This window comes from Achromobacter sp. SIMBA_011 (assembly GCF_046535435.1).
Taxonomy (GTDB): domain Bacteria; phylum Pseudomonadota; class Gammaproteobacteria; order Burkholderiales; family Burkholderiaceae_B; genus Achromobacter; species Achromobacter dolens.
The window spans coordinates 141,384-156,138 of sequence record NZ_JAWRWN010000006.1 but is presented as its reverse complement, the minus strand read 5'-3'; the positions used below and the strand labels follow the sequence as shown (position 1 = coordinate 156,138).

Annotated in this window: 12 protein-coding genes; 3 read left to right on the top strand and 9 right to left on the bottom strand. The window is 68.8% G+C overall.

Annotation, left to right across the window (positions count from 1 at the left end; genetic code table 11):
• Positions 1-33 precede the first annotated feature (33 nt).
• Entirely contained in the window at positions 34-1,836 is a 1,803-nt protein-coding gene (locus SB816_RS20615) for an ABCB family ABC transporter ATP-binding protein/permease (RefSeq protein ID WP_410547450.1), read from the bottom strand.
• Positions 1,837-2,128: 292 nt separating this feature from the next.
• Here SB816_RS20615 and SB816_RS20610 point away from each other — a divergent pair, with 292 nt between their 5' ends.
• On the top strand, positions 2,129-2,956 hold the full coding sequence (locus SB816_RS20610; RefSeq protein ID WP_049074951.1) for an aldo/keto reductase: 828 nt from the start codon (positions 2,129-2,131) through the stop codon (positions 2,954-2,956).
• 72 nt (positions 2,957-3,028) lie between these two features.
• Here SB816_RS20610 and SB816_RS20605 read toward each other — a convergent pair whose 3' ends face one another.
• Together SB816_RS20605 and SB816_RS20600 are read right to left on the bottom strand one after the other, a co-directional pair.
• Positions 3,029-3,226, bottom strand: a complete 198-nt coding sequence (locus SB816_RS20605; protein WP_054503827.1) for a hypothetical protein — start codon at positions 3,224-3,226, stop codon at positions 3,029-3,031.
• Positions 3,223-4,398 (bottom strand): PepSY-associated TM helix domain-containing protein, encoded by a 1,176-nt coding sequence (locus SB816_RS20600; RefSeq protein ID WP_054503826.1) that lies wholly within the window; start codon positions 4,396-4,398, stop codon positions 3,223-3,225. The genes SB816_RS20605 and SB816_RS20600 overlap by 4 nt, the downstream gene beginning before the upstream one ends.
• A gap of 188 nt (positions 4,399-4,586) precedes the next feature.
• Here SB816_RS20600 and SB816_RS20595 point away from each other — a divergent pair, with 188 nt between their 5' ends.
• Complete coding sequence (locus tag SB816_RS20595) at positions 4,587-5,306, top strand: metallophosphoesterase (RefSeq protein WP_054503825.1); 720 nt, start codon at positions 4,587-4,589, stop codon at positions 5,304-5,306.
• Between the two features lie 31 nt (positions 5,307-5,337).
• Here SB816_RS20595 and SB816_RS20590 read toward each other — a convergent pair whose 3' ends face one another.
• The 6 genes from SB816_RS20590 to SB816_RS20565 all read right to left on the bottom strand — a co-directional run bounded on the left by SB816_RS20590 (position 5,338) and on the right by SB816_RS20565 (position 13,607).
• Positions 5,338-7,824, bottom strand: a complete 2,487-nt coding sequence (locus tag SB816_RS20590; RefSeq protein ID WP_410547449.1) for a TonB-dependent siderophore receptor — start codon at positions 7,822-7,824, stop codon at positions 5,338-5,340.
• Between the two features lie 143 nt (positions 7,825-7,967).
• Complete coding sequence (locus SB816_RS20585) at positions 7,968-8,966, bottom strand: FecR domain-containing protein (protein WP_410547448.1); 999 nt, start codon at positions 8,964-8,966, stop codon at positions 7,968-7,970.
• The gene (locus SB816_RS20580) at positions 8,953-9,468 is read right to left on the bottom strand and encodes a sigma-70 family RNA polymerase sigma factor (RefSeq protein ID WP_410547447.1); all 516 of its coding nucleotides are present in this window, start codon (positions 9,466-9,468) and stop codon (positions 8,953-8,955) included. Before SB816_RS20580 ends, SB816_RS20585 begins: the two co-directional genes overlap by 14 nt.
• Positions 9,469-9,587: 119 nt before the next feature.
• A complete protein-coding gene (locus tag SB816_RS20575; RefSeq protein WP_410547446.1) occupies positions 9,588-12,275 on the bottom strand; it encodes a penicillin-binding protein 1A in 2,688 nt (895 codons plus the stop codon).
• Between the two features lie 214 nt (positions 12,276-12,489).
• Complete coding sequence (locus SB816_RS20570; RefSeq protein ID WP_054503822.1) at positions 12,490-13,296, bottom strand: AraC family transcriptional regulator; 807 nt, start codon at positions 13,294-13,296, stop codon at positions 12,490-12,492.
• 50 nt (positions 13,297-13,346) lie between these two features.
• Complete coding sequence (locus SB816_RS20565; protein ID WP_269873348.1) at positions 13,347-13,607, bottom strand: hypothetical protein; 261 nt, start codon at positions 13,605-13,607, stop codon at positions 13,347-13,349.
• Here SB816_RS20565 and SB816_RS20560 point away from each other — a divergent pair.
• On the top strand, positions 13,597-14,718 hold the full coding sequence (locus tag SB816_RS20560; protein WP_269873347.1) for an MFS transporter: 1,122 nt from the start codon (positions 13,597-13,599) through the stop codon (positions 14,716-14,718). The two genes, SB816_RS20565 and SB816_RS20560, sit on opposite strands and share 11 nt — an antisense overlap.
• Positions 14,719-14,755: the final 37 nt, after the last annotated feature.

Genomic DNA, 14,755 nt, shown 5'->3' with positions numbered 1-14,755 from the left:
AGGGTGCGATCTTGGGTCAGGGGGCGGGGCTTGTCAATCGGCCGGCGCGGCGGTGTTTTCCTGCTGCCGCGCCCACATCGCGGCATACAGGCCGCCCGCGGCCAGCAAGTACGTGTGGCGGCCGCGTTCGGCGATGCGGCCATCCTCCAGCACGATGATCTCGTCGGCATCGGCCACGGTGGACAGGCGGTGGGCGATGATGAGCGTGCTGCGGCCGCGGCTGACTTCGCGCAGGTTGGCCTGGATCTCCCGTTCGGTGCGGGTGTCGAGCGCGCTGGTGGCTTCGTCGAACAGGAAGATGGCCGGGTCCTTGAGCAGGGTGCGGGCGATGGCCACGCGCTGCTTTTCGCCGCCGGACAGCTTGAGGCCGCGCTCGCCCACCATGGTCTGGTAGCCGTCGGGCATGGCCATGATCAGGTCGTGGATGTGCGCCAGCCGGGCGGCGTGCTCGATCTCGGCGTCAGTGGCGCGGGGACGGCCGTAGCCGATGTTGTAGCGGATGGTGTCGTTGAACAGCACGGTGTCCTGCGGCACCACGCCGATGGCGGCGCGCAGGCTGGACTGGGTGACGTCGCGGATGTCCTGGCCGTCGACCAGGATGGCGCCGGCGTCGGCGTCGTAGAAGCGGAACAGCAGCCGCGCGATGGTGGACTTGCCCGCGCCCGAGGTGCCCACCACGGCCAGGGTCTTGCCGGCCGGCAGGGTGAAGCTCACGCCCTTGAGGATGGGCCGGCGTTCGTCATAGCCAAAGCGCACGTCGCGGAATTCGACCGCGCCGCCTTCCACGCGCAGCGGCTGCGCGTCCGGGCGGTCCGCCACTTCGCGGTCCTGTCCCAGCAGCTCGAACATGCGTTCCATGTCGATCATGGCCTGCTTGATTTCGCGGTAGATGAAGCCGAAGAAACTGAGCGGCGAGTACAACTGCAGCAGGTAGGTGTTGACCAGCACGAAGTCGCCCAGGGTGTAGCGGCCCGCGGCGATGCCGTTGGCGGCCATCCACATCACCAGCGTGAGCCCGGCGGAGATGATGATGGCCTGGCCGACGTTGAGGATCGACAGGCTCACCTGGCTGCGCACCGCGGCGCGCTCGTAGCGGGTGAGCGAGGCGTCGTAGCGGCGCGCTTCGTGTTCCTCGTTGCCGAAGTACTTGACCGTCTCGTAGTTCAGCAGGCTCTCGATGGCCTTGGTGTTGGCCTCGGAGTCGGTTTCGTTCATGAGCCGGCGGAACTTGGCGCGCCATTCGGTGACGGCCAGCGTGTAGGCCATGTACAGGATCACCGTCGCGCCGGTGGCCAGCGCCAGCCAGGCGTCGAACATGCGCCACAGCACGATGCAGACCAGGCCGATCTCGAAGAAGGTCGGCAGGATGTTGAACAGCAGGAACGACAGCAGCGTCTGGATGCCCTTGGTGCCGCGCTCGATGGCGCGGGTCAGGCCGCCGGTCTGGCGTGTCAGGTGGAAACGCAGCGCCAGGCCGTGCAGGTGACGGAAGATGCGCAGGCCGACCGAACGGATGGCGTGCTGGCCGACGCGGGCGAAGAGGGCGTCGCGCAGTTCCGAGAACAGCAGGGACAGGACCCGCGCGCCGCCATAGGCCAGGATCAGGCCCAGCGGCACCGTCACCGCGCCCGGCGCGCCCTGGCCCAGTGCGTCGATGGCGTGCTTGTAGAGCACGGGCACGTACACGGTGGCCGCCTTGGCGGCGAACAGGCAAAGCAGGGCGGCCACCACGCGCGCCTTGAGGCCTGCCTGGCCGGGCGGCCACAGGTACGGAAAGAGGGTGCGCAGGGTGGCGAAGCCACCGCGGCCGGGCGTGCGGGAATCAGGTGCGGTCATGGGGGCGAGAGCTGCTCAGGGCGGGGGCGGGCCAGGGTTCCAGTGGGGGTGACAGGCCCCGAAAAGGCCCATTATCGGGCACCAGCGCTATGATCTAGTTGAAAACCCCTGGGATGGACGTATCACTCCCGGGGGTTTTCCATCCGGTTTTCGCATTGTTTTTCCATACGGGCGCAGCAGGGCGGGCCCGTTATCAACGGTAGGCCAGGGGTACGCCCGGCAACATCCCTGGCTGCGCGACCTGGCGCGATTTCGCCGTGCGAGCGTCGCGTCGCAAGCTTCGGAGGGTGTTATGGCGAAGGTACCCACAGTGAAACTGAACGACGGCGGCAAGATTCCGCAATTGGGCCTGGGTGTGTGGCAGGTGCCCGATGACCAGGCCGCGGCCAGCGTCAAGGAAGCGCTGGCGGCCGGCTACCGTTCGGTGGACACCGCCGCGATCTACGGCAACGAATCCGGCGTGGGCGCCGGGCTGCGCGCGGCGGGCGTGGCGCGCAAGGATCTGTTCATCACCACCAAGCTGTGGAACGACAGGCACGGGTTCGATGCCGCCCACCAGGCGATGGATGAAAGCCTGGAAAAGCTCGGCCTGGCCTATGTGGACCTATATCTGATCCACTGGCCGGTGGCGGGCAGCGACAAGTTCGTGGACGCCTGGCGCGCCATGATCGAGATGAAGGAAGACGGCCGCGCCCGTTCGATCGGCGTGTCCAATTTCACCCAGGCCAACCTGGAACGGCTGATCGATGCCACCGGCGTCACGCCGGCGGTCAACCAGATCGAACTGCATCCGGGCTTCGCGCAGCGCGAGTTGCGGGCCTTTCACGACAGGCATGGCATCGCCACCGAGTCCTGGAGTCCGCTGGCGCAAGGCAAGATCACACAGGACAAGACCATCCTGGAGCTGGCGCGCAAGCATGGCAAGTCGCCGGCCCAGGTGACGCTGCGCTGGCATCTGCAGCACGGCCTGATCGTGATCCCGAAGTCGGTGACGCCGGCGCGCATTCGCGAGAACATCGACGTGTTCGATTTCGAGTTGTCGGGCGCGGAGATGGCGGCGATCGACGCCATCAAGGAAGGGCCCCGCCTGGGACCCGATCCGGAGAAGTTCGGCAAGTAGGACGGACGCGGGCGGCGGGCGCCGCCGGCGTGCCTGGGGCTTGCGCGAGGCGGATTCCCGTATCGACCGGCCCTACGCCTCGGGTTGCCTGGGCGGGAAGAACCAGTAGCGCACGATGACCACCAGCAGGATGGTCAGCGCCGTCCACGAGGCCCAGTGCCAGGCGCCGGTGCCCAGCAGCGCCGCCAGCAGGCCGAAGATGCTGAGCACGCCCAGGAGGATCGGCACGCCCCAGACGAACAGGAAGCCGCGCGGGGATTTCTTGTTCATGCGGGACTCCGTTGCGGGGTGGCGGCGGCCTGGTGCTTGCGCACCAGTTCCGCGATGCGGGCTTCGGTGGCGCGGCGCCGCGCCAGCCACAGGTAGAGGCCGCTGACCAGCACCACGATGGTGATCAGATCGAGCACGGCCCAGATGATCTTCAGGGGCAGGCCGCCGTAGTCGCCGAAGTGCAGCGGACGCGACAATTCCAGCGCGGTCAGGTACCACGGCATTTTCGCGATGGTGGTCAGCTCGCCGCTGCGGCCGTCGATCAGCACGGGCGTGTTCATCTTGGAGGTCAGGGGCGTGGCGCCGCGCATCCAGGTGATGTAGTGGTGCGGACTGCCGAAGGCGTTGCCGGGGAAGGCGATGAACGACACTTCGTTGCCGGGCAGGGCCTTGCGCGCGGTGTCCGCCGCGCTCTGGGCCGACGACAGTTCGGCGGGCACGCCCTGGCCCTTGTAGGGTTCGAGGATGCGCACCAGTTCGGTGGATTGCCACAGGCGGAACAGCGGCGTGGACAGTTCGTTGATGACGCCGGTCAGGCCCACCACGAAGGCCCACACCAGCGTCACGATGCCGAGCAGGTTGTGCAGGTCGAGCCATTTGAGGCGGGTGGAGCGGCCGGCGCGCACGGTGCCGAATTCCAGCTTCTTCATGAAGGGGCCGTACAGCACCACGCCGGAAACGATGGCGATACAGAACAGCAGACCCATGAAGCCCAGGAACAGCTCGCCCGGCAGGCTGGCGAACAGGTCGACGTGCAGGGCCAGCATGATGCCCATGAAAGAGAACTTGTCTTCGGTGTAGAGCGGGCCATCGAGCAGCACGTCGCCGGTGCGGCCGTCCATGCGCACCGCGTGGCCGGAGACCTGGCCGTCGCCAGGCTTCTTGGCCATGCCAACGTAGACCTGGGGCTCGTCGGGATCGAAGAACAGGTAGTCGACCACTTCGCCCGGATACATGGACTTGGCGCGCTCGACCAGGGTGTCCAGATTGGCCGGCGGGGTGGAGGCGGGCACGTCCGACAAGGGCTTGGCATCGTCGAGCCAGTGCTCGATTTCGTGGTGGAACACCAGCGGCAGGCCGGTCAGGCAGATGATGAGCAGGAAGATCGTACAGACCAGACTGGTCCACTTGTGGACCAGGTACCAGGTTTTGATGGTGGAGGCGGCGGTCATGGCGACGGCGGGGCGGCTGGCGCGGCCCCCTTCAGGATGGATTTTGGGAAAGACGGAACATTATCACGAATAATAGCTATTCTCGTAACGCAATTTTGCGAATGCGCGTGTGAAAGCCAGGTGTAATCGGGGACGTATAAAAGCGGGTTAAAAAGAAACATGGGCCCGATTGGGCGGGCTGGATCATCATGCAGCAACGTTTTCTGAAAGTGCCGCGCAACGAGCTGGGCCGTGATTTCGCGGTGGGCGACGTGCATGGTTGTTTTACCCGCCTGCAGGACAGCCTGGGGCGGATGGGGTTCGACGCCAGCCGCGACCGGCTGTTTTCAGTTGGCGACCTGGTCGACCGGGGGCCGGAGAGCGAGGCCGCGCTGGAGTGGCTGGCGCAACCCTGGTTCTACGCGGTGCAGGGCAACCACGAGGACTATGCCGTGCGCCACGTGCGCACCGGGCAGGTGGACGTGGTGAACTGGCGCGGCTACGGCGGTGGCTGGTTCCTGGACCTGCCTGCCGATCGTCAGCAGGTCTATGCGGAAGCCTTCGGGCAGTTGCCCATCGCGATCGAGGTGGACACCTCGGCCGGTCCGGTGGGGCTGCTGCACGCGGACTGTCCGGTGCTGTTCTGGCCACGCCTGGAATCGGCGCTGCAGGACCGCTACAAGCGCACCAGCGCGGCCTGCCAGTGGTCGCGCGAGCGGCTGCGGCAACTGGACCGCACCGGGGTGCGCGGCGTGCGCGCCGTGGTGGCGGGCCACACGCCCGTGGCCGCGCCGCTGGCGCTGGGCAACGTCTATCACATCGATACCGAGGGCTGGAAGGACGGCTACTTCACCTTCCTCGACCTGGCAACGCTGCAGGCCTGGCCGCGCGCGGTGGTGACCGAGCCGGATACGGAAGCGGTCCGCTGACGCGGGCCGCGCGCCCTCGATCCGGCCGCGCCTACCAGCGGTAGGTCGCGGTCGCCAGCACCGTGCGCTGATCGCCATAGCGGCAGGCGCCAGCGCTGCAATTGCTGAGATAGGTCTTGTTGCCCAGGTTGCGCACGTTCAGCGCCAGGTTCCAGCCCTGTACCTGGTAGCCGATCATCGCGTCGAACAGCGTGTAGCCCGGCAGCTTCTGGGCGGCCGACTCCTGGTAGCCCCAGTTCGGTCCGGTGTAGCGCGCGCCCAGGCCGATCTTGATGCCGGATGCGAAGCGGTAGTCGGTCCACAGCGCGATCTGGTTGCGCGACACCGCCTGCATCTGCTTGCCGACTTCGCTGGGCGTGCTGCTGGCCGTGACCTCGGCCTTGGGCGTGTACGTGTAGGCGGCCACCACGTTCATCTGCGGCAGCGGCCGGAACGCGGCTTCCAGCTCCAGGCCACGCACCTGCACCTCGCCGGTCTGCTTGGGCAGGAACTCGGGCGTATAGGTGATGTAGTTGTGGCGCCGCAGGTCGAACACCGCCGCGCTGTAGCGGCTGCGCCCGCCGGGCGGCTCGTAACGGATGCCGAGTTCGTACTGGCGCCCGGTTTCCGGCCGCATCGGGCTGTTGGTCACCGGGTCGATGGTGGCGGTGGGCGAGAACGATTCGGCGTAGCTGAAGTACGGCGCGATGCCGCTCGGATGCAGGTAGACCAGGCCGGCGCGCTTGCTGAAATAGTGCTCGGAGATCTTGGTGCGGGAGCCGTCGATGTTGCTGTCCACGTCCGCGCTGGCCTTGTCGTAGCGGCCGCCGAGCGTGGCCACCCAGTTGCCCCATTTGATCTGGTCCTGCAGGTAGAAGCCGGTCTGGGCCAGCCGGGTGGTGGCGTCGAACCAGGGCGCGGCGGTCTCGACCGGGCTGCCGTAGGACGGCGAATAGCCGTCGATGGGCGCGACCACGCCGTCGTTGTAGGTGCGCTGGTAATTGCGCGAACGCTGGTAGTCCAGTCCGAACAGGAAGGTGTGGGTCCAGTCGCCCAGGGCGACCTTGGCCTGCGCCTGGTTGTCGATGGTGAAGAGCCGCGCGTTTTCCTGGCTGCCGAACGGGAACCGTTCCAGCAGGCGGAAGTTGGCGGGGTCGTCCGGGTTGGCGGGGTTGACCGTGGCGAAGCCGCCGCGCACGTAGACCTGGCGGTAATCGACGCTGGTGTAGCCGTAGCGCGTGTTCTGGCGCACGGTCCAGGTGTCGTTCAGGCGGTGTTCCAGCAGATAGCCGACCATCCACTGCTCCTGGTTGAAGCGGTCGAAGCCCGGTTCGCCCACATAGGTATTGCGCGAGAATTTCCCGTTCGGATTGGGTAGCTGCGTGCCGATCTCGGGAAAGCTGCCGTAGGAACTGCCGTCGCGCACCCGCAGATAGTGCGACAGCAGGGTCAGGGTGGTGTCGCTCGACGGCTTGAGGGTCAGCGCCGGCGCGATGAAGAACCGGTCGTTGGGCAGGCCGCTGGCGGGCAGCTCGGCGTCGCGCGCCAGGCCCGTGATGCGGTAGAGCACCTTGCCGTTGTCATCCAGCGGGCCCGAGAAGTCGCCGGCCACCTGGCGCCGCGAATGGTCGCCGACCTGCGCTTCCAGTTCGTGCAGGGGTTCGTCGGTGGGGCGCTTGCTGACGACGTTGATCATGCCGCCCGCGCCGTTCTGGCCGTACAGCACCGAGGTCGGGCCGCGCAGCACCTCGATGCGCTCGGCGCCGTAGACCTCGGTCTGCCAGACCGCCCAGCTGTTGTTGTTGCGCAGCTGCAGGCCGTCCAGGTAGTAGCCCGGCGTCTGCGCGTCGAAGCCGCGGATGATGGTCCAGTCAAAGCGCGTGTCGGCGCCCCAGGGCAGGGTGTTGATGCCCGGGGTGTAGGCCAGGCTTTCCTTCAGGCGCGAGGCGCCGGTTTCGCGGATGAAATCGGCGGTGACGACGGAGATCGACTGCGGCGTTTCGAGAATGCTGCTGTCGGTCTTGGTGCCGGTGGCGCTGCGGCTGGCCACATAGCCGTCCACCGGGCTCCAGGCCGTTTCGGGGCGGCCGGTGACGGTGACGGCCGGCAGCGTGGCGGGGCTGTCGGCGGTGGGCGCCGGACGCAGCGCATAGGCGCCGTTGGCGCCGCGCACGACGCGCAGGCCCTGGCCCTGCAGCAGGGTGGCGAAGCCGTCCTGCACGGAATAGGCGCCGTTCAGGCCGGGGCTGGTCTTGCCGCGGGTCAGGGCGCCGTCGGCCGACAGCTCGACCTCCGCCTCGCTGGCGTAGCGGGTCAGGGTCTGGTCCAGCGGACCGGATGGGATCTGGTAGGTGCGCACCGGTGTCTGCGCCCCGGCGGGCGCAGGCGCTACCTGGGCTGGCGCCGGCGAGGTGGCCAGGAGGGCGCCGCCCAGCGCCAGGCAGAGCGCGGCGCGGCGCGGGAGCAGGCGGGGGGCGGTGGGCCGCGCGGAGAGGGGCGCGGTGATGCGGAACGGAGAGGAAAGGTGGCGGCTCGCCATCGGGTCGATCCCAGAAAGTACGGAAGAAAGTGTTGCGACTGCTATGTCTTCCGGACGAGCGGGCGATTTCCTCAATGCCGCGCCAACAAAAATTGCAACAGGGGCCAGGGTTTGCGCGGGGCGCTTCTGGCGGTCGATGCGCCCTAGCGTGCCTCCCGGGGGCCGACGGTGACCCAATAGCGGCTGAGCGTGTGGATGTCGACTGGCACGCCCAGCGTCAGGTTGTGCAGGGCGCGGTCGGTGTCGCGCAGGGGGAAGACCCCGGTGACGCGGAGCTCGGCGACGGCCGGGTCGCAGCGCAGGAAGCCGCTGCGGTAGCGGGCCAGCCGCGCGGTGAAGTCCGCCAGCCGCATGTCCTCGGCCAGCAGCACGCCGCGCGTCCAGGCGGCGTCGGCCTCGCGCGCCGCGGCGGGCGGCTCGGCGCGCTGCGGGTCGAAGCGCGTGCGCTCGCCCTCATGCACCCGCAGGACCGCCTGGGTGGCCGCGCCGGGATAGACGTCGACCGCGCCCTGGTAGACCGCCAGGTGCGCCTGTGGGCCGGCGTCGCGCAGGGTGAAGCGGGTGCCCAGCGCCTGCACCATGCCTTGCCGGCTCTGCACGCGCAACGGCCTGCCCTGGGCATCGACAGCGGTCGACACCAGGATTTCCCCGGCCAGCAGCAGGATGCGGCGCTCGTGGCGGTCGAAGCGCACGTCGATGGCCGAGCCGCTGTCGAGCACGACGCGGGAGCCATCGGCCAGGGTGATGTCGCGGATCTCGCCGACGGCGCTGCGGTGGTCGGCGGCCAGCATGCCCCAGCGCCCGCTTTCGCGCCAGAGCAGCGTGGCCCCGGCGGTGGCGGCCGCCGCGATGCCCAGTGTCCGCAGCGCTTTGCGGCGCGCGGCATAGGCCTGCGGACGGGCGTCGAGCAGCACCGTGCGGGAAGCCGGCTCGGAGACCCCGGCCAGCTTGGCGTCCATGACCTGCAGGCGGCGCCAGGCGCGCAGGTGGTCGGGATGGGCGGCCAGCCAGGCGTCACAGGCCGCGCGGTCGGCCGCGCTAGCCTCGCCCGACCACAGCCGCGCCATCCAGGCCGAGGCGCGGCGCACGACCGCGGGATCGATCGCCGGCCCCTGGCCGGCGGCCGCGTCAGTGCACGCCATCGTAGAGGGCCTGGTAGCACGCCAGCAGCGCCGCCGCGACGTACTTCTCGACCGAGGAGACGGACACGTGCAGCCGTTCGGCGATCTCGCGGTAGCTCAGGCCGTCGAGCTTGCACAGCAGCAGCGCCATGCGGGCCTTGGGCGGCAGCTTGTGCAGGATGGTGTCGACTTCGATCAGGGCCTCGACCGCCAGGGCGCGGACTTCCTCGGACGGCGCCAGCGCCACCGGCAGCGCGGCGATGGCCTCGAGGTAGGCGGCTTCGATGCCGCGGCGGCGGTACAGGTCGATCAGCAGGCCGTTGGCGATCTGGGTCAGGTGGCGGCGGGACTGGTCCGGCTGCGGCGTGGCGCCGGAGGCCAGGATGCGGACGTAGGTGTCGTGCGCCAGATCGGCGGCGTCGAAGGCGTTGCCCAGCCGCTTGCGCAACCAGCCGCGCAGCCAGCCGTGGTGGTCACCGTAAAGCACTTCGATGGGCTGGGGGGAGGTCCCGGTCGCGGACATGATGGACTGGCGTGGCGTTGGCGCGGCGCATCCCATGATCCGGAATGCGAATTATTCCGGATCATAGTTGATCCGCGCGCGCGCCGGCAAGCCGGTCATTCCCGGGCGGATCGGGGGGGTTAGAGCGGCCGCGCGGCCAGCGGCCCGGTGCCGTTGACGGCGCTGGCGCGGGCCGGGATGTCGGCGTCGACGCGCGGCACCGGGATCGGCGGGATCGGGGTGTTGCCGCCGTCGCCGCCCGGGTTGCCCCCGGAAGCGCCACCCAAGGCGCCGCCCAGCGTGCCGCTGCCCGCGGCCGGGATCGGAATCGGTTGCGCCACCGGCGCCTGCTGTGCGGGCGTCTGCTGCACGGGCGTCTGCTGCGGCGCGCCCGCCTGGGGCTGAGTCGCCGGCGGCAGTGCCGCGCCCGGCGCGGGCAGGGGCCGCACCGAGTTGTCGACGCCGTCGGTGGAACGGTTGTTGTTGAGGAAGTCGGTCAGCGGGTCGCCGCTGGACAGGTCGAGCGAGGCCACCGCCTGGCCCGGCGGGAATTCGTTGAAATAGTATTCGCCGTTGTCCACCAGCAGGCCGTCGGGACGCGGCGCCGGCTTGGCCTCGGGCACGCCCTTGAGCGCCGGCTGCATGTAGTCGAGCCAGGTGGTCAGGGCCAGGCCGCTGCCGAATTCGTTGGTGCCCAGCGACTTGGGCTGGTCAAAGCCCATCCAGACCGTGGTGGCCAGGGTGGGGGTGAAGCCGGAGAACCAGACGTCGACCGCTTCGTTGGTGGTGCCGGTCTTGCCGCCGATGTCGTTGCGCTTGAGCACCTGGTGCGCGCGCGCCGCGGTGCCGCTGGTGGTGACGCCGCGCAGGATGTCGTCCATGACCCAGGCGGTGCGCGGGTCGATGGCGCGCGCGGCGGCGTCGCCCGCCACCACCGGCTGCGCCTGCATCAGCACATTGCCCGAGCGGTCGGTGACCTTGTCGATCAGGTAGGGCGTGACGCGGTAGCCGCCGTTGGCGAACACGCTGTAGCCGTTGACCACCTGCAGCGGCGTGGCGCCGCCGGCGCCCAGGCCCAGCGGCAGCACCGCCGGCCAGCGCGCCTTGTCGAAGCCGAAACGGGTCAGGTAGTCCTGCGCGTACTGCGGGCCGATGGCCTGCAGGATGCGGATGGTGACCATGTTCTTGGACTTGTACAGGCCCTGCCGCAGCGTCAGCATCGGCTCGTAGCGGTTGCCGTCGTTCTTGGGCTGCCAGTCCTTCGAGCCGGTCTGCGCGGCGGTCAGCATGAAGGGCTGGTCGGAGATCTGCGTGGCGGGCGTCAGGCCGCGCTCCAGGGCGGCGGCGTAGACGAACGGCTTGATGTTCGAGCCCGGCTGGCGCCAGGCCTGCGTGACGCGGTTGAAGGTGCCGCGGTTGTAGTCGAAGCCGCCGATCATGGCGCGGATGGCGCCGTCCTGCGGCACCATCGACACCAGCGCCGCCTGCAGCGCCGGCATGTTGATGATTTCCCAGCCGTTGCCGTTCTTGTGGATGTAGACCACCGAGCCGCGCTGGATGCGCTGGCTGTCGCCGGCCTTGGGGTTGAGGGCGCGCGCCACCACGGCCAGCGCCTTCTTGTCGGAAATGGTGATGATCTCGCGCGCGCTGCGCGCCACGGTCACTTCCTGCGGGCTGGCGGCCAGCACCACGGCGGTGAGCAGGTCTTCGCTGTCGGGCGTCTTGTCCTGCACGCCGTCGAGGATGTCGTCGAATGCCGCGGCATCCTTTTCGACGCCGTCGGGCAGCTCGATCTGGTCTTCCGGCCCGGGGTAGGGCGCGCGGCGGGTGTAGTCCAGCACGCCGTCGCGCACGGCGCGGTAGGCGGCTTCCTGGTCCTTGGAATCGATCGTGGTGTAGACGTCGATGCCCTTGGAGTAGGTCTGCTCCTGGAACACGCCGTACATCAACTGGCGCGCCAGTTCGGCCGGGTATTCGCCGTGGATGGCGAAGCCGCGCAGGCTGGCGCCGTCGGCGCCGCGGATCACCACGTGCTGCTTGAGGGCTTCTTCGGTCTGTTCCGGCGTCAGGTAGCCCAGCGTCTTCATGCGGCCCAGCACGTAGTGCTGGCGGATCTCGGCGCGCGGGAAGTTGGTGATGGGGTTGAAGCGCGAAGGCGCCTTGGGAATGCCGGCCAGCATCGCGGCCTCGGCCGGCGTGACCTCGGACAGCGGCTTGCCGAGGTAGGTGCGCGAGGCGGCGGCGAAGCCGTAGGCGCGGTGGCCCAGGTAGATCTGGTTCATGTAGAGCTCGAGGATCTGGTCCTTGGTGAGCTCGGATTCAATCTTGTAGGTCAGCAGCAGTTCGTAGAACTTGCGCGAATAGGTCTTTTCGGACGACAGGTAGAAGTTGCGCGCCACCTGCATGGTGATCGTGCTGCCGCCCTGGGTCTTGGATTGCTTGACGAGGTTCACGAGCACGGCGCGCACCATGCCCATCCAGTCGACGCCGCCGTGCTGGTAGAAGCGGTCGTCCTCGGCCGCCAGCACGGCCTGGCGCATCACCGCCGGGATTTCGTCGAAGCGCAGCACGTTGCGGTGTTCTTCGCCGTATTCGCCGATCAGGACCTTGTCGGCGGTGTAGATTCGCAGCGGCACCCGCGGCCGGTAGTCGGTCATGGCGTGCAGGTCCGGCAGGCTGGGCCAGGCGATCGCCAGCGCCAGGCCGACCAGCAGCGCCCCGCAGACGCCGAGGCCGGCGACGGCGACGCCGGCCTTGATCAGGAGTCGTTTCCAGGGAAAGCCCGATTTGCCGCCCGGGTTGGCGGAGGATTGCTGGGGGGTGCTCATTGCTGGCGATTCTAGGGCAGAACGCTATAGACCGGCGACGGGGCCGGAAGGTTTCGGTAACCAAACTTGCCCGCGGGGACGGTTCGCGCCACGGGCAAGGCATATGGGGACGGGTTTGAGCATACGCGCCGCGCGGGTTTCGCGCAGCGGCCGGCTGCAAGCGCGCGCTGAAATGTATTGCGCGCCGTGACAAACGGCAAGGCCGGTTGCAGTGTCATGCGACATTCGCCCGCAGATAGCGTTGCGGCGGCGCGCCCAGGGCGCGGTGGAACATGGCGCTGAAGGCGCTGGGGCTGCGATAGCCCAGGTCGGCGGCGATGCGCGCCACGGGTACGCCCAGCGACAGGCGGCAGACGGCGTCGGCCAGGCGGACCTGCTGCACCCATTGCCGATAATTCAGTCCCAATTCAGCCTGGAACAGCCGGATCAGCGTGCGCGCGCTGGCGCCGACCTCGCCGGCCCAGCCCTCGATGCCGCGTTGCAGGCCGGGCCGGTCGAGGATGGCCTCGCAGATCGTCTGCAGGCGGCGGTCGCGCGGCCAGGGGATCTGGATGGGCACCACGCGGGCGGCGGTCAGTTCGGACAGGATCAGCGCGGCCACCTGCCCGGCCCGTCCGCCCAGCGGATAGTCGATGGGCTCGGCGGTCAGCGCCAGGATCAGTTCGCGCAGCAGGCCGCTGACCTCGATCACCTGGCATTGCGGCCAATAGGCCCGCGCGGCGTCGGCATGGATGTACAGCGAGCGCATCGAGACCGCGCCGATCATGTCGACGCCATGCGGCACGCCGGCCGGCACCCACAGCGCGCGCAGCGGCGGCAGGGCCCAGAAGCCGCTTGGCGTGGTGACGCGCATCACGCCTTCGACGGCGTAGATGAGTTGGGCGCGCGGATGGGAGTGGGCGCCGGTGCGGGCGCCGGCGGCGAATTCCTTGGCCATCGCCGTCACGTCGCGGGGGCGGTCCTGGTAGTCCTGGGCGTCGATGCTGCGAGCCGGGTCGAGGCGCGCGGGCCGGGTGGGCATGGTGTCACTTCCGACAAAAGGAGGAAGCCGATTTCATGGTGGGGGAAATGCTATTTTGTCACTTTCTCGACGAAAAATGTCAGACGCTGGAAGCGCGCCGTTCCTACACTGGCCAGGCCCCGGCGTGAGGTCGGACGCATTCCCGTTTTCTTTTTTCGTTCCCTATCCATGAACTCCGCCCAGAATCCCGCCGCCGCGTTGCCGGACCGCACCGCGTCCGCCGCGCCCGCGCCGAGTCCCGCCGTTGCCGATCCTTCCACCGCGTTTGCGGTATTGGGCGCGATCAGCGTGGCGCACCTGATGAACGACATGATCCAGTCGATCCTGTTGGCCATCTATCCCATGCTCAAGGATTCGTTCAGCCTGTCCTTCGCGCAGATCGGCCTGATTACCCTGGTGTACCAGTTGGCGGCCTCGCTGCTGCAGCCGTTCATCGGCTTCTACACCGACCGCAATCCCAAGCCGTATTCGCTGCCGGTGGGCATGGGCTTCACGCTGGCGGGGCTGCTGTTGCTGTCGGTGGCGCCGTCGTTCGGCTGGCTGCTGGTGGCGGCGGTGCTGGTGGGCACGGGCTCGTCGGTGTTCCACCCCGAGTCGTCGCGGGTGGCGCGCATGGCCTCGGGCGGGCGCCACGGGCTGGCGCAGTCGCTGTTCCAGGTGGGCGGCAACGTCGGCTCGGCGCTGGGGCCGCTGCTGGCGGCGCTGTTCATCATTCCGCACGGCCAGCGCAGCGTGGCCTGGTTCTCGCTGGCGGCGCTGTTCGGCATCGTGGTGCTGACCGGCATCGGCCGCTGGTACAGCGCCAACCGCGTGCGCCTGAAGCCGCGCGCCCGGCGCGAGGGCAGCGGCCACGGCCTGACGCGCAACCAGGTGCTGGGCGCGCTGGGCGTGCTGGGCCTGCTGGTGTTCTCGAAGTACTTCTACCTGGCCAGCCTGAACAGCTATTTCACCTTCTACCTGATCGACAAGTTCGCGCTGTCGGTGCGCGAGGCGCAGTTGTACCTGTTCCTGTTCCTGGCCGCGGTGGCGGTGGGCACGGTGGTGGGCGGGCCGGTGGGCGACCGCATCGGCCGCAAGATCGTGATCTGGGTGTCGATCCTGGGCGTGGCGCCGTTCACGCTGCTGTTGCCGCATGCCAACCTGTTCTGGACCGGCGTGCTGGTGGTGATCATCGGCGTGGTGCTGGCGTCGGCCTTTTCGGCCATCGTGGTGTACGCGCAGGAACTGGTGCCGGGCAAGGTCGGCATGATCGCCGGCCTGTTCTTCGGCTTCGCCTTCGGCATGGGCGGGCTGGGCGCGGCGGCGCTGGGCAAGCTGGCCGATGCCACCAGCATCGGCTATGTGTACCAGGTGTGCGCCTATCTGCCGCTGCTGGGCATCGTGGCGGTGCTGCTGCCGGACGTGGAGCGCAAGCGCGCCTGAGGAGCGGGGGCGCGCGACGGCCCGTGACGGCCGCCCG

Bases quoted from the DNA above. Each gene is read 5' to 3' on its own strand.
- SB816_RS20575 (WP_410547446.1), bottom strand. From the start codon at position 12,275: ATGAGCACCCCCCAGCAATCCTCCGCCAACCCGGGCGGCAAATCGGGC.
- SB816_RS20615 (WP_410547450.1), bottom strand. From the start codon at position 1,836: ATGACCGCACCTGATTCCCGCACGCCCGGCCGCGGTGGCTTCGCCACC.
- SB816_RS20560 (WP_269873347.1), top strand. From the start codon at position 13,597: ATGAACGACATGATCCAGTCGATCCTGTTGGCCATCTATCCCATGCTC.
- SB816_RS20610 (WP_049074951.1), top strand. From the start codon at position 2,129: ATGGCGAAGGTACCCACAGTGAAACTGAACGACGGCGGCAAGATTCCG.
- SB816_RS20580 (WP_410547447.1), bottom strand. From the start codon at position 9,468: ATGTCCGCGACCGGGACCTCCCCCCAGCCCATCGAAGTGCTTTACGGT.
- SB816_RS20565 (WP_269873348.1), bottom strand. From the start codon at position 13,607: ATGTCGTTCATCAGGTGCGCCACGCTGATCGCGCCCAATACCGCAAAC.
- SB816_RS20590 (WP_410547449.1), bottom strand. From the start codon at position 7,824: ATGGCGAGCCGCCACCTTTCCTCTCCGTTCCGCATCACCGCGCCCCTC.
- SB816_RS20570 (WP_054503822.1), bottom strand. From the start codon at position 13,296: ATGCCCACCCGGCCCGCGCGCCTCGACCCGGCTCGCAGCATCGACGCC.
- SB816_RS20585 (WP_410547448.1), bottom strand. From the start codon at position 8,966: ATGGCGTGCACTGACGCGGCCGCCGGCCAGGGGCCGGCGATCGATCCC.
- SB816_RS20600 (WP_054503826.1), bottom strand. From the start codon at position 4,398: ATGACCGCCGCCTCCACCATCAAAACCTGGTACCTGGTCCACAAGTGG.
- SB816_RS20595 (WP_054503825.1), top strand. From the start codon at position 4,587: ATGCAGCAACGTTTTCTGAAAGTGCCGCGCAACGAGCTGGGCCGTGAT.
- SB816_RS20605 (WP_054503827.1), bottom strand. From the start codon at position 3,226: ATGAACAAGAAATCCCCGCGCGGCTTCCTGTTCGTCTGGGGCGTGCCG.